Source organism: Limnoglobus roseus, assembly GCF_008254045.1.
Taxonomy (GTDB): Bacteria; Planctomycetota; Planctomycetia; order Gemmatales; family Gemmataceae; genus Limnoglobus; species Limnoglobus roseus.
The window spans coordinates 7,845,449-7,858,492 of sequence record NZ_CP042425.1 but is presented as its reverse complement, the minus strand read 5'-3'; the positions used below and the strand labels follow the sequence as shown (position 1 = coordinate 7,858,492).

Annotated in this window: 12 protein-coding genes and 1 tRNA gene; 7 read left to right on the top strand and 6 right to left on the bottom strand. The window is 64.3% G+C overall.

Going from position 1 to position 13,044, the window contains the following annotated elements; all coding sequences use genetic code 11:
- Positions 1–514 precede the first annotated feature (514 nt).
- Both PX52LOC_RS33510 and PX52LOC_RS33505 read right to left on the bottom strand, forming a co-directional pair.
- Positions 515–588 (bottom strand) — tRNA-His (locus PX52LOC_RS33510).
- 133 nt (positions 589–721) lie between these two features.
- Entirely contained in the window at positions 722–964 is a 243-nt protein-coding gene (locus PX52LOC_RS33505) for a DUF6800 family protein (RefSeq protein ID WP_149114162.1), read from the bottom strand.
- 180 nt (positions 965–1,144) lie between these two features.
- Between PX52LOC_RS33505 and PX52LOC_RS33500 the strand changes: the two genes are divergently transcribed.
- A complete protein-coding gene (locus PX52LOC_RS33500; RefSeq protein ID WP_149114161.1) occupies positions 1,145–2,125 on the top strand; it encodes a tetratricopeptide repeat protein in 981 nt (326 codons plus the stop codon).
- Between the two features lie 87 nt (positions 2,126–2,212).
- Here the strand turns inward: PX52LOC_RS33500 and PX52LOC_RS33495 are convergent, their stop codons facing one another.
- Complete coding sequence (locus PX52LOC_RS33495) at positions 2,213–2,776, bottom strand: hypothetical protein (RefSeq protein WP_149114160.1); 564 nt, start codon at positions 2,774–2,776, stop codon at positions 2,213–2,215.
- A 307-nt stretch (positions 2,777–3,083) separates the two neighbouring features.
- Here PX52LOC_RS33495 and PX52LOC_RS33490 point away from each other — a divergent pair, with 307 nt between their 5' ends.
- On the top strand, positions 3,084–3,653 hold the full coding sequence (locus tag PX52LOC_RS33490) for a cob(I)yrinic acid a,c-diamide adenosyltransferase (protein ID WP_149114159.1): 570 nt from the start codon (positions 3,084–3,086) through the stop codon (positions 3,651–3,653).
- A complete protein-coding gene (gene gluQRS / locus PX52LOC_RS33485) occupies positions 3,643–4,584 on the top strand; it encodes a tRNA glutamyl-Q(34) synthetase GluQRS (protein ID WP_178132589.1) in 942 nt (313 codons plus the stop codon). Before PX52LOC_RS33490 ends, gluQRS begins: the two co-directional genes overlap by 11 nt.
- Position 4,585: 1 nt before the next feature.
- On the opposite strand, the gene PX52LOC_RS33480 is transcribed toward gluQRS, so the two are convergent.
- Positions 4,586–6,046 (bottom strand): M48 family metallopeptidase, encoded by a 1,461-nt coding sequence (locus tag PX52LOC_RS33480; RefSeq protein ID WP_149114158.1) that lies wholly within the window; start codon positions 6,044–6,046, stop codon positions 4,586–4,588.
- A 24-nt stretch (positions 6,047–6,070) separates the two neighbouring features.
- On the bottom strand, positions 6,071–6,676 hold the full coding sequence (locus PX52LOC_RS33475; protein WP_149114157.1) for a riboflavin synthase: 606 nt from the start codon (positions 6,674–6,676) through the stop codon (positions 6,071–6,073).
- 97 nt (positions 6,677–6,773) lie between these two features.
- Between PX52LOC_RS33475 and PX52LOC_RS33470 the strand changes: the two genes are divergently transcribed.
- Both PX52LOC_RS33470 and PX52LOC_RS33465 read left to right on the top strand, forming a co-directional pair.
- The gene (locus PX52LOC_RS33470; protein WP_246173544.1) at positions 6,774–7,775 is read left to right on the top strand and encodes a Rieske 2Fe-2S domain-containing protein; all 1,002 of its coding nucleotides are present in this window, start codon (positions 6,774–6,776) and stop codon (positions 7,773–7,775) included.
- Positions 7,776–7,779: 4 nt separating this feature from the next.
- Positions 7,780–8,763: a Rieske 2Fe-2S domain-containing protein gene (locus PX52LOC_RS33465; RefSeq protein WP_149114155.1), complete on the top strand. Its 984-nt coding sequence runs from the start codon at positions 7,780–7,782 to the stop codon at positions 8,761–8,763.
- A gap of 40 nt (positions 8,764–8,803) precedes the next feature.
- On the opposite strand, the gene PX52LOC_RS33460 is transcribed toward PX52LOC_RS33465, so the two are convergent.
- The gene (locus tag PX52LOC_RS33460; protein WP_149114154.1) at positions 8,804–10,375 is read right to left on the bottom strand and encodes a cryptochrome/DNA photolyase family protein; all 1,572 of its coding nucleotides are present in this window, start codon (positions 10,373–10,375) and stop codon (positions 8,804–8,806) included.
- A gap of 41 nt (positions 10,376–10,416) precedes the next feature.
- On the opposite strand from PX52LOC_RS33460, the gene PX52LOC_RS33455 reads away from it, so the two are divergent.
- Together PX52LOC_RS33455 and PX52LOC_RS33450 are read left to right on the top strand one after the other, a co-directional pair.
- Positions 10,417–11,352: an ABC transporter ATP-binding protein gene (locus tag PX52LOC_RS33455; protein WP_149114153.1), complete on the top strand. Its 936-nt coding sequence runs from the start codon at positions 10,417–10,419 to the stop codon at positions 11,350–11,352.
- Positions 11,353–11,355: 3 nt separating this feature from the next.
- Positions 11,356–12,768: an ABC transporter permease gene (locus PX52LOC_RS33450; RefSeq protein ID WP_149114152.1), complete on the top strand. Its 1,413-nt coding sequence runs from the start codon at positions 11,356–11,358 to the stop codon at positions 12,766–12,768.
- Positions 12,769–13,044 lie beyond the last annotated feature (276 nt).

The following is a 13,044-nucleotide window of genomic DNA, read 5'->3' as shown; positions in this document are numbered from 1 at the left end:
CCCACAGTAGCGGAGGGGGCGATGAAGTCGAAGGGGGTTCGGCGGGGAGGCCCCGCCAGGTCCTTCTGAGAAGCCTTCGCGGGCGTCGGCTTCTTCGGGGAGGGGAGTGGGCGGGGACTGGGTCCCCGCCCTGGGTCTCCTTCGCCGAGGGCGTTGGCGGGGGGACGTCGAGCGGCAGGATCAACCACCCCCGCAGGGCGAGGCGGCGTCGAAGTCGAGAGGGGGAGGGCGAAGCCGTCCCAGCGGGGAACCCCCGAGGGAGGGGCGACGGCTTCGGCGATGGCGGGGCTGAGATAAAGGGTCAAGAATTTTGACGCGGAAATCGGGATGACAGCGACCCGGGTGAGAACTGATCCTCGGTCGCCGCTGAGTTCGGCTTGCCCTGCTGTCAACCTGCTGTCAAACTACCCCGTCGCCAGCAACCCCCGGCGCTGGCGACCCAGCGGCGAGGAGAAGAAGTCCGCGATTTCGAGGGTTTTTCGAGGAAAAGGCGAGGAGTCAGAGGAGAGTGAAGGGTGACTGAGGGGATTTGAACCCCCGACATCCAGAACCACAATCTGGCGCTCTAACCAACTGAGCTACAGCCACCGTCAACAGGGACAATCTTAATGCTAAAAGGTTCGTTGGCAAGCATCTGGAGCGAGCGATTTATCCCGGTCGGGAAAGAATGGCCCACGCGATAGGAAAAGCCGCACATTGAGTGCGGCGCTCATGGGCGGCATTACGCCTTCTTCTTCGGGGCGGCCTTCTTCTTTTCCGCCTTCGGTTCGGCCGTCGCAGTGCCGGCGGCGGCCGCTTCGGCTTGCTTCAGACTCGCTTCCGTCCAGTACGGGCTGATCCGCTTGATCTTGTACAGAATCTTGTCGCGGGCTTCGCCGGTCGCCGCGACCAGCTTCTTCTTCAGCTTACGCATCTTGTCTTGGCGGTGGTACCGCCGACCGAGTTCAATCTGCCGCTCGATCATCGTAAACACTCCCAGCCGTTGAATGTCGGAATCCGTGGCTAGTTACGATACGGCCAGGGCGGACCAGGGACAAGCACCACGGGCAGAGTTCTCGAAGGCCGCACGCGAAGATTGCGTCGCGGCGTTCGGCCGTGTTCTAGAGTTGTCGCGAAATCTCAACCTCCGATCCGGGGCACGGTCATGACCGACGACGCGATCCCACTTGTTCTTGTGGAAGAAACGGACACGCTCCAAGCGGATTTCGACCGCTACGCGAACGCCGTTCTGCGAGGGGCAGACGTCCAGGCGGTGTTGGCCGCGGCTGCTCCGTCCCGACTTCGTTTTTGGCGGACCGAGGCGAAGGCGGGGTCGCCGCTCGGCCGGATTCTGCACGGGGAGTGTCTGGCGGAAGGGATCGAGACGGAAGTCGACACCGAGGCGGCTTACGGACTGTTTCGGGCCGTCGCCGAGGCGGAATACCTTGAAGGCATGTGGCTGGCGGGCGAGTGTCTGCTCGACGGGTCGGGAACGCAGCGGGACCGCAAGGCGGCGTTCGCCTGGTTCACGAAGGCGGCTGAGGGGCAGTATCCGCCGGCCGAGTTTTCGCTCGGACTGATGCATCTCGAAGGGTACGCCGTGCGGCCCGATGCAATGGCCGCGGCCGAGTGGTTCCTGCGGGCCGCCAACCACGGGTACCCGCCGGCGCAGCACAAACTCGGGAAGATGCTGCTCAAGGGCGAAGAGTTGAAGCCGGACTACGAGTTCGGCGTGCAGTTGTTGCAGAAGGCGGCCGGGCAGAATTACGCGAAGGCCCAACTCGCCCTCGGCCTCTGGCACTTCGACCCGCAACTCGGACCGCCCAACCCGCGGGAAGCCCACCGGTGGTTGCGCGAGGCCGCGAAGAACGGCTCCGGCGATGCCATGTACCGGCTGGGGCAGATGAGCGAGAACGCGGTCGGCATGTTGAAGGACGACCGGCTGGCCGCCGAGTGGTTCGTGAAGGCGGCGATGGCCGGGCACGTCGAGGCGGCGTACCGAGTGGGCAAGTTCTACCTCGGCGGGATCGTGCTGCCGTTCGACCCGCCGGAGGCGCGGCGGTGGCTGGAGTACGCCGCCTTGAAGGGCCACAAGGAGGCGGGGCTGGAACTGCAAGCCCGGTTGGCGGGCAAGGGCCGTCGTTGAAACACACACACCCGGCCTCTTGCGAGGCCGGGTGCACGGGTCGCCCTTCAGCGACGGAGGGGACGAGCACAGGCGTCGTTCCGCCCGTTAGTACTTGTTCATTTCGTTGCCGATCTTCCGCTGCATGTCCGGGTTCGGCCCGACGTACAGGTGAAGGTGGTCCTTGTCGATGTAGATGACCTGCGTCCGCGGCTTCACGACGTACGTCGGGAAGGGGTAAGCGGACTGCACGGTCTCCTTGTAGTACACCACGCACTCCCAGTGGCAGTGGTGCAGTTGGGCCATGCCCACGAGCGGGAAGAACCGCGGCGGGTCGATGGTGTCCACGAGCCGGTTCTTCACCAGTTGCACGTCCTGGCGGAACTCTTCGTAGACGAACGGCACGCCCCGGGCAACCCGCGGCATGGCCCGCAGGATTTCCGGATCGCTCGGCGGGTCTTCGCACAGCGGCGGCGGGTTGCCGTCGCGGATCGGCCCGAGAACCGGCGTGCGGGTGTCGTTGGTGTGCTGATACTTGTCGGTCATCCGTTCGGCCATCCAGGGCTGAACGGTAATCAGGCCGACCAGCCCCGGTCCGAAGGCTGCACAGCCCGTCGTGAGAGGCAGTACGGACAAGGCCAGCAGGCCGAGCTTACGTCGAATGAAAGACATCGTTCCCCCTCCCAAGCGGCGGACGCGAACCCCGTTGAGTTTGCTTTCCCCCATGCCCTACGAATCCTTGTGGACTCGCCAGACCTGAGCAAACTCACACCGGACACCGTGAAGGAAGGGGTCCGGCCGGATGCACTCGATCGTCCGTTGGTGAGGTTTGTATCGGCTCTGCCGGGGCGCTAATTGACCGAATTCTGCCGTCGAGGCCCCAAAATTCGTTCTTCCTTCGCCAACGAGTGAAGCTCGGTAAGTTGGGGAACGCCCTATCCTGACTTGGGATGCACCGAACCGTCTGGAGGGTTGGTCCGTGGTCTATCTCTCGCGAATCTACACAAAGTCCGGCGACGACGGCACGACCGGCCTCGGCGACGGCACGCGGCTGCCGAAGGACCATTCGCGGGTGGCGGCCTACGGCGAAGTCGATGAGCTAAACGCCTGCCTCGGCCTGCTACATGCGTACTGCCCGGACGTGCCAGAGAAGGGCGTTTTGCGGGTGATTCAGAACGATCTCTTTGACCTCGGAGCGGACCTGTGTGTGCCGATGGCCGAAGGCGAGAAGGAGAAACTGCGCATCACGGCGGCCCAGGCGGAACGGTTGGAGCGCGAGATCGACCGCCTGAATGAGAACCTTCAGCCGTTGCGGAGTTTCATCCTGCCCGGCGGGTCGGCCGCGGCGGCGTGGTTGCATTTGGCAAGGACCGTCTGCCGGCGGGCCGAACGGGCCGTGGTGACACTGCGGGCCGTCGAGACGATCAACGATCACGGCATGATCTATTTGAACCGACTTTCCGACTATTTGTTCGTCCTTGGCCGCGTCGCCAACGACAACGGGACGGCCGACGTGACCTGGGTTCCGGGGCAGAACCGTGACGGCTAACCCGATCCGCACGCGGTTCGCCCCGTCGCCGACCGGCGCACAACACGTCGGCAACGCGAGAACGTACCTCGTCTCGTGGCTGCTCGCACGCTCACGCGGCGGGGAGATTCGGCTGCGGATCGAAGACATTGATTCGCCGCGAATCAAGCCGGGGGCGATGGAACAGGCCCTCGCCGACCTCCGCTGGCTTGGCCTGGACTGGGACGGTGAGCCGGTGGTTCAAACGCACCGCCTGCCACTGTACGAAGCCGCCCTGGACGAACTGAAGCGGCAGGAACTCGTTTACCCCTGTACCTGCACCCGATCGGACATCGCGGCCGCGGCGAGTGCGCCGCACGCCGAACACGAGGGGCCTGTCTACCCCGGAACGTGTGCGAATCGCTCGGCCGCGGACGCGGGGCAATTGGTCGTGCCGTTCGCGTGGCGGTTTCGCGTGTCCACGTCGCCGAATTTCGAGGACGAGTTCGCCGGGCCACAACGGATCGACTTGAAGCAGTTGGGTGGCGATTTTGTCGTGTGGAAGAACACCGGTACGCCCGCGTATCAACTCGCGGTCGTTGTCGATGACGCGGAAATGAAGATCAGCCACGTTGTCCGCGGCGACGACCTGTTGCCGTCCACGCCCCGGCAAATCCTGCTCGATCGTGCCCTCGACTTGCCCGTTCCGACGTTCGCGCACCTGCCGTTGGTGGTTGGCGAAGACGGCCGACGGCTCGCGAAGCGGCACGGCGACACCCGCTTGTCGGCTCTGCGGGACGGCGGGATGAAGCCCGAGGCACTCGTGGGACTGCTCGCGTGGTCGTGCGGTTGGTTGGAGAATGTTCGGCCGATTACGCCGAGAGAATTACTGCCACGATTCGACCTCGCGACGATCCCACGAACGCCGTTCGTCCTGACGGCCGCGCAACTCCGGCAGATCGGCTACCCGTGAATCACATCGCGCGGGCGATTTCTTTCCACCCGGTGATTGCGACGACGCCGGCGATGACCGCGATCAGCCCGAGCAAGAGCCCCCACCGGAGCAAGTACACCCGCCACTGAATGCCGCGCTCGATTTCCGGATTTTCCATCAGGTTCGCGAGGAAATGCACCCGCTCGCCGATGGAGCCGTGCTGCCAGGAACGGAAGAGGGCCCAGAGTCGCTTCCAGACGGATTGGTGTTCGGGCGTGCCGGTGCGGGCGTCCATGCCGTTCAGATCCGCAACGCGGGTGAGCGCACGCATCATGGCGTCGATGCCGTTCACATCGACCCGTTCGCCGCCGGACGCCACGCGGCAGCCGTAGATGTCGGCCTGCCGCTCGCACTTCCGCGACAGGTAGCCGAAGACGAGAAAGATGTACGCCAGTAACCCCGCCAACGGGGGCAGGCCGACCCACGGCTCCCAGGCTTTCGCGTCGATGAAGCCCGATGCGGCCACCTGATCGAACAGCACACTAACGACCGCCGCCACGGCCGGCACGCTGAGCATGAAGAACAGGGCGTAGTACGGAATGTGCCAGTGCTTCGCGTGGCCGACTTCGTGGCCGAAGACCGCGTCGAGTTCGTCCGGGGCCATTGCGTCGATCAGGCGGTCGGTGAACACGACGTACCTCGCCCACGGCACCACGCCCACGACCATCGCGTTCGCCATCGCCCCCCGAGTGGACCAGACCAACAGGTTCGAGTAACGGAAGTTCATCTTCCGGGCCAACTCTTCTAACCGTTCGCGAGTCGGGTCGTCCGGCATCGGCTTTAACCCCAAGGCTGGGCGCAGCAAGACGGGGAGGAACACGAACAACAGCGGCACCATCGCGAAGCCGAGGAGTTGCGCGACCCAACTCTCGGCCGCTTCCGGCGCGAGGCGGACGAACGTCTGTTGGGCGGCGAACAGCACCACCGGCAGCAGAACCAAGAACGCGAACGGGCGGAGGTTGAAGAAGAAGTAGCCCGTCCGGGACCAGAACGATGATTCGGACCGGCCGGTGCTGTGGAACAGGCGTTCCACGTCGTAGTAGACCAGCCACGACGTGAACACGGTGAACAGGTACGGGGCGGGGACGAGCAACTCCGCGAGCGGGGCGACCACGCGGTGATCGGTCGGGAAAATGATGCGGTTCCAGACGGTCCAGCCCCAGCCGAGGCCGACGACCGCGAGCACCGCGACGACCAGGTTCACGTAGCCGAGGAACCGGCGATAACGACTGTACTGTGAGGCGATTTCACCCCGCCGCGAGGGTTCCGCCCGGACCGAGGACGCCACCCACCGACTGAGGACGATGGCTCCGCCGATCGGCAGCAGGAACGCGAACGCGGTCAGGGCCAAACTGCCACTGCCGCCGACCCCGAAGGGCGGCTCCGGCCACGGCAACCGGGCACACGACGCCGTCAGGAGCAGGACGAGGATGATCGGCATGGTGTCATTTTACGCCGCGGCGGGTCAGATTGTGACGTTCAGGTTGGCCAGCAGTTTCTGCACGTGCTTGGCGAGCAGGTCGAGTTCGAGGTTCACGCTTGCTCCGACTGCTTTTAGGCCGAGTGTGGTGTGGTCGCGGGTGTGCGGGATGACCATCACGCGGAAGCGGCCGGGGGTCGTCTCCACGATCGTCAGGCTAATCCCGTCCACGGCGATGGAGCCTTTGTTGACCATGAGTTCGTCGAAAGTCGGAGGGCTGGCGAACTCGATCATCAGCCACTCGCCCTGCTGTTCCTTGCGAACAACTTGGCCGACGCCGTCGATGTGGCCAGTGACGAAGTGCCCGCCGAGGCGATCCCCGACCCGCAACGCCTGTTCCAGATTGACGGCATCGCCAACCGCGAGTTGACCGAGGTTCGTTTTCAGGAGCGTTTCCGGTCCGGCCTGAAACTGAAGGGCGTCCTCGAAGAACGCGGCCACGGTCAGGCAGCAGCCGTTCACGGCGATACTCTCGCCGAGATCGATTTTCGCCATTGTCTCCGGCCGGGAGATGGTCAGAACTCGGCCGCCGTCCCCATCTTCTTTCAGATGAACGACGCGGGCGAGGGATTGAACGAGTCCGGTGAACATACGGGGAATTCTAGGACGATTTCTCTCGACAAACTGCCCCCGGCAGGGTATTTCGCTAGAGGGGAGACGGTATTCTGGGGGATTTACGGAAATGGGGATGCTTGACCACTGGCACCCAGTGTTGGCGAGCCACGACCTCACGAAGAAACCGCACGGTCTGCAACTCGGCGGTCGGTTGATTTGCCTGTTTCGCACCTCCGACGGCAATGTCTCGGCCATCGACGACGTTTGCCCCCACCGCCGCATGAAACTGAGCTACGGCCGCGTGGTGGGCGACCGGGTCGAGTGCAAGTACCACGGCTGGATGTTTGACGGCTGTGGCGACGGCGAAAGCCCGAGTACGCCGAAGATGCACACTTGTACGGAAAGTTTCGACGCCCGTGAGGAGCACGGGTTCATCTGGGTGAAGTCCCGGCACAGCAACCCGGCGTTCCCGGACATCAACGCGGACAAGTTCTACCACCTCGGCAACTTCCTCCACACCGTCCCGGCCCCGCTGGAACTGACGGTCGATAATTTCACCGAGATCGAGCACAGCGGCACCGTCCACGACACCTTCGGCTACGACCTGCCGCGGATGCACGAGGTGAAGGTGAACTTCGAACCGACCGAGAACTCGGTGCGGGTCATGAACGTCGGCCCGACGAAAGTGCTGAACCCGCTGTTCCGCTGGATGCTCGGCATCCGCAAGAACGACCTGTTCCACGACCACTGGACGACCTACTTTTCGCCGATCTACAGCGTCTACGACCACTGGTGGACCTCGCCGGACGGCAGCCGCGAGGCGATGGTGCGGTGGCGTCTGTACATGTTCTTCTGGCCGGTGGACGAGAAGCGGACGAACGTCACGTCGTTCGTGTACGCCAAGAGCCGGTACCCCGGCCCGGCCGGCGGCCTGCGGTTCGCGAAGTACCTCTTCCGCCGGGAAGTGGACCGCGAAATCCGGCAGGACATCCAGATGCTCGAACACATGGCCGACCACCGGCCGAGCATTGAAGGGATGAAGCTGAGCCGGTTCGACAAAGTTCTCGGCCTGACCCGTGAGCGGATCGCGCGCATCTATCGCGGCGAACCCGTCGGCCGAATTGCCGTAGCATAGCCGGATGGCAATCCTCGATCACTGGCACCCCGTCTTGGCGTCCCGCGAACTCCGGCGGAAGCCGGTGGCCGTGCAACTCTGCGGCCGCAACCTCGTTCTCTTTCGCACTGAATCGGGCGCACTTGGCGCGCTCGAAGACTTCTGTCCGCACCGCCGCAGCAAGCTCAGCACCGGCGTCGTGGTCGGCGAGCGCCTCCGCTGTCAGTACCACGCCTGGACCTTCGACTGCGGTGGCAACGGCGAAAGCCCTGGCACGCCAAAGTTGACCGCCTGCGCTCTCAGTTACGACGTGCGTGAGGCCCACGAATACGTCTGGGTGAAGCCCCGCGGCGTGGCGGCCGAGTTCCCGGAACTCGACTTCGCCGGCTTCACCCGCATCGGCGAAATGCGGCACACGTTCCCCGCGCCGTTCGAGTTGGTCCTCGACAACTTCGTTGACATCGAACACACCACGATCAACCACCACACCTTTGGTCACGGCCTCGACGCCATCGCCGCCGTCACGGTGCAGTGCGAATCGGACGACCGCACGGCCACGGTTCGCTCGGCCGGGCCGACGAAGCGCATCCCGATCTGGAAGGCGATCTTCCTGGGTGCGTGGCCGAGTTACCACTTTCACGCCGATGATGTGGTCTACTTCTCGCCGGTGTACGTGCGGTACGACCACTACTGGAAGCGACCGACGGATGGCCGTGAGGGGCTGGTGCGGTGGCGGCTCTACCTGTTCTTCGTGCCAATCGACGACAAGACGACGAGCGTGGTGTCGTTCATGTACGCGCACTCCCGGTGGCCGGGGGCGTCGCTCGGCTGGAAGGTCGTCGGGCCGTTGTACCTGATGGAAACGGACCGCGAGATTCGCCGCGATCTGCAACTGTTGGAGAATTTGGCCGACAAGGACGTGCAACTCGACGGCATGAAGTTAAGCCGCTTCGACAAGATTCTGGGGCTGACCCGCGAGCGGATCGACCGCATCTACCGGGGCCGTTAGACCCACCCGTCGCGACGACGGGTGGGCTTTCGGTCGCTGTCTACGACCCGGTCTTTACCAGTTTGTTGACGTACCTCAGGTACCCGTCGAGGTCGAACTTCCGGGCCGTGTTTTCGCTCGACATGTAGCGGACGCTGCCGAAGACTTCGCGCTCCGGTGGCCACGGGCGGTCGAAGAGGCCGAAGCACCAGAGGATGCCGCTGTAGCTGTTCGGGTCGCGGCCGTCGATGGCGTACTTGTTGTTGAGGTGTTCCAGCACTCGGTACGCCTCTTCGGGCGACGCGGACCATTGCAGCACCTTCTTGCCCCAGAGCATCCGCAGGTAGTTGTGGATGTGGCCGGTGTGGACGAGTTCCCGTTGGGCCGCGTTCCAGAGCTCGTCGTGCGTCTCGGCGTTCTCCCACTGTTCGAGCGTGTAGTGGAACTCCCGGCGGTCGGCGGCGTGCTTGGTCAGTGTCGCCTTCGCCCACGCGGGCAGGACCGTGTCCAGGGTATCGTTCGGCGAGTGCGTGAAGTCCATCGTCTCGAAGTTGAAACTCGGCCGGTGGTTGCCGACCTGCCAACTCTTGTTCTTCTGCTCCTCACCCCCCGCTTCCCACTCCGCATTTCGGCAGAAGTGCCAGTGGTAGCCCACGTCGCGCCAGGTGATTGCTTCGTCGAGGAAGCTGTTGACGTTCGGGTCGGCACAGAAGAAGTCGTTCTTACTCCGCGACGGTGTGATGTCCTTCGGCGTCCAGTTGCCGGTGGTCCGCAACGTCTTCGTGACGACTTCTTCAATCGACACGTGGCCGAAGTGCAGGTGCGGACTGAGGCCGCTCGCGGAATTGCGGGTCGGGCTGTCGGGAAGATTCCGCTCCTCGGCGTAGCGGGCGAGTTTGTTGCGGAGAAACGAAGTCAATCTCTTGCGGCCCGCCGTCGCGCCGCCGGTGTCGTTCTCCAACGCCGGCACGCTCTGATCGACCGGTAGCGAGCGAACGAATTTCGCCACGTCCGCGGGCGGGTGCCACAAGGGGAAGGGGGGCTTGCGGTGCAACTTCGGCAGGTCGGCCGCATCGGGTTCGACCGCCGCCCGATTCTCCCAGGCTTCCGCGAACAGTTTGTGGATCCGCGAACGCAGGTGGACGGCCGCCGACACCGCCGTGCCGAGGAGCGCGAGCGGGATCATGCTGTTGGAATCGACGGCGTGAACGGCCACGGGGAGCTTGTGGATCGCCCGGTTGTGGGCCGGCACGATGAACGCCGGGTAGTCGTCGGTGACGATGATCGCCGCGTCGGCGGCGAGTTTCTTTACCAGTCCGTGCCCGTCGTCGCCCGGCGTTTCGACGAACGGCCAGTAGGTCAGGCCGTACTCCTTCGCGGCAGCAGCATTGTCCCGCATCCCTTCGAGGATGAACGTGTGAACGCGGGCGGTGGCCCAGGGGTAGTTCAGCTTCAGAGCTTCGTAGACGACGAGCGGCTTCTTCAGGTCTTTCGCGGTGCGGAGGGCGTAATCGAGGGCGTGGTTGTGCGTCAGCCGCCGGAACATCTGGCACCAGTACAACACGTACTCGCCGGCCGCCGAGATCGGCGTGTCGTTCAGCTTTCGAACACGGGCGGCATTGAACGCGGACATTTCGCGGCTTCCTCGGGGTGGCGGGAATATCTATAGGTGGGATGAGTCGCGGAATTCTCGAAGTGAACGACATGCGGAAGCGGTACGGCAAGACCGCCGCCCTTCAGGGCGTGACGCTGTCCGTGGCGAGCGGCGAACTGTTCGGCCTGCTCGGGCCGAACGGGGCGGGCAAGACCACGCTCCTCTCGATCGTCTCCGGCCTCTTGGACGCGGACGGCGGGGAAGTGTTGCTCGACGGCCGGCCGTTCCGCCGGGCGGATCGCGACCTGCGGCGTTTGGTCGGCATCGGCACGCAAGACCTGGCCGTTTACCCTGATTTGACGGCCCGCGAGAACGTCCTTTTTTTCGGCAAGCTCTATGGTCTCGGCGGGGACGCGCTCAATCACCGGATGGAAATGCTCCTTACGGCCGTCGGCCTGTGGGACCGGGCCGACCACCGGGCCGGCACCTTCTCCGGCGGCATGAAGCGGCGGCTGAATCTCGCCGTTGCGGTGATCCATTCGCCGAAGTTGCTGCTGCTCGACGAGCCGACGACCGGGGTCGATCCGCAGTCGCGGAACCTGATCTTCGAGATCGTCCGCAAGCTGAACGCCGAGGGCATGAGTGTCATCTACACCAGCCACTACATGGAAGAGGTGCAGGCCCTCTGCCCGCGCATCGCCATCATGGACAAGGGGCAGGTGATCGCCTGTGACACCATCGGCCACCTGCTCAAGTTGCGGCCGAGCGAGTTGCGGCTCAAGGTCGATCCGGTCCCGCCGGGCTTCGAGGAACAACTGCAGGGGTTGGACGGCGTGACCGCGGTTCACAAACTCCCGGACGGTGTACAACTTTCCGCCGCCGCACTCGGGCCGCTGTTGCCGAAGATCGCCACGCTCTGCGCAACCGCCGGGGTCACGCCGACGGCGATGGAGACGAGCGAATCGACGCTAGAGAAAGTGTTCCTTCACCTGACGGGGCACGCGCTGCGGGATTAACGAATGCGACCGATCCTCACCCTGGCCGCGAAAGACTTCCGCCTCATGCTCCGCGACCCGCGGGCGGGGGTGATCCTCTTGCTGATGCCGGTGCTCTTAGTGTTCATCCTCGGCCTCACGGTCGGCGGGGCGTTCGACCCGAACAAGAAGGAACAACTCCGTATCTCGGTCGTGAACCTCGACGCCGGCCTGCTGCCGGACGCTGGCCCGTTCCCCGGCCGGCCGTGGTCGGACATCCTGCTCGAAGACTTCGCGAGCACGGCTGACATCAAGGTGGAATTGATCCCCTCCCGCGAGCAAGCCGAGGCGTTGGTCCATTCCGGCGAGCGGGCCGTGGTCATCATTCTCGAACCGGAATTCAGCGATCACATGCAGCGGTGCTCGTTCGTCGGCGAGCCGTTGAAGAAGAACCCCATCAACCCGCTGTACCGCGACGGCATCCAGATTAGCAAACTCGGCGTCACCGTCGTCCGTGACCCGACGCAGGAAGTGGCCGCCGCGGTCGTCGAGCAGGTGGTGCAGGTCGCGCTGATGCGGGTCGTCATCCCGTGGATGATCGGGCAAGCGTTCGAGATGATCGGCACGCCGCCGTTCATGGACAAGATGAAGAAGTACGTGCCGAGCCTGCACCTGCTCCCCGGCGACTTGCTGAAGTCGATCGGCGACGCCATGCAGAAGGGCATCAGCGGTTTTTTCGTCGACTATGATTTCCGCGGCAAGACCTGGGCGAAGCTGACCAAGAGCGAACCGCCGCCGACGAAGGCCGCGAATACCAGCGCGTACCAATCTGACGGGTCCGGGGCGATCCGCCGGGGGGCCGTGAGGTATCAGGCGCTGGTGCCAAGCTACACCGTGACGTTCGCGTTCTTCCTCGTGCTCGTGATGGGCTGGTTGTTCGCCGCCGAACGCCGACACGGCACGATCGTCCGCCTGAACGCGGCCCCGATCGCGCGGTGGCAGCTACTCCTCGGGAAACTGCTGCCGTGCTTCGCGGTGTCGCTCCTGCAAGGCTTTGGTCTGCTGATCGCCGGCTGGGTCATCTTCGGGATGCCCCTCGGCTCGCGGCCGGAACTGCTGATCCCAGTCGTGTTCTGCACCTCGCTCGCGGCCGTCGGATTGGCGATGCTCGTCGCCGCCGTCGCGAAGACGGAGCAGCAAGTTTCGGTCAACGGCACGTTGCTGGTCATGGTTCTCGCCGGGCTGAGCGGGTCGCTAATGCCGCGGTACTTGATGCCGGAGGAAATGCGCCGCATCACGCGCGTCACCCCGCACGCCTGGTCACTGGACGCCTACTCGCAGCTCCTGACGAACCCGGAGCCACAGACGATGATCGTCTGGACGGCATGTGCGGCCCTCTGTGGCTTCGGGTTGGTGTTCTTGCTCATCGCGTGGTGGCGGATGTCGGTGGAGAAGTGAGGGTGAAAAAGACAGCCCCGCCGTTGGGGGAACGGCGGGGCGGCAGGGGGATGGAACTGACATGTCGGCGGATATGGTGGCCGCGAGTTGGGGGAACCCGCGGTCTGGTTTCGGATGCGAGAGTCGCGTTGGGGGTGGCTCGCCTTGGGGGAAGGTTTGCCGGTGCGAGTCTCGCATCGTTCGCGGTTCGTTGGGGGAACTCGCCGCGAACGAAAGTATGGATTGCACGGGTCGTGCCAATTATTCTGCTGCCGATGGGGCTTCTCGCCGTAAGTG

Bases quoted from the DNA above. Each gene is read 5' to 3' on its own strand.
- PX52LOC_RS33505 (WP_149114162.1), bottom strand. From the start codon at position 964: ATGATCGAGCGGCAGATTGAACTCGGTCGGCGGTACCACCGCCAAGAC.
- PX52LOC_RS33500 (WP_149114161.1), top strand. From the start codon at position 1,145: ATGACCGACGACGCGATCCCACTTGTTCTTGTGGAAGAAACGGACACG.
- PX52LOC_RS33495 (WP_149114160.1), bottom strand. From the start codon at position 2,776: ATGTCTTTCATTCGACGTAAGCTCGGCCTGCTGGCCTTGTCCGTACTG.
- PX52LOC_RS33480 (WP_149114158.1), bottom strand. From the start codon at position 6,046: ATGCCGATCATCCTCGTCCTGCTCCTGACGGCGTCGTGTGCCCGGTTG.
- PX52LOC_RS33475 (WP_149114157.1), bottom strand. From the start codon at position 6,676: ATGTTCACCGGACTCGTTCAATCCCTCGCCCGCGTCGTTCATCTGAAA.
- PX52LOC_RS33470 (WP_246173544.1), top strand. From the start codon at position 6,774: ATGCTTGACCACTGGCACCCAGTGTTGGCGAGCCACGACCTCACGAAG.
- PX52LOC_RS33465 (WP_149114155.1), top strand. From the start codon at position 7,780: ATGGCAATCCTCGATCACTGGCACCCCGTCTTGGCGTCCCGCGAACTC.
- PX52LOC_RS33460 (WP_149114154.1), bottom strand. From the start codon at position 10,375: ATGTCCGCGTTCAATGCCGCCCGTGTTCGAAAGCTGAACGACACGCCG.
- PX52LOC_RS33455 (WP_149114153.1), top strand. From the start codon at position 10,417: ATGAGTCGCGGAATTCTCGAAGTGAACGACATGCGGAAGCGGTACGGC.
- PX52LOC_RS33450 (WP_149114152.1), top strand. From the start codon at position 11,356: ATGCGACCGATCCTCACCCTGGCCGCGAAAGACTTCCGCCTCATGCTC.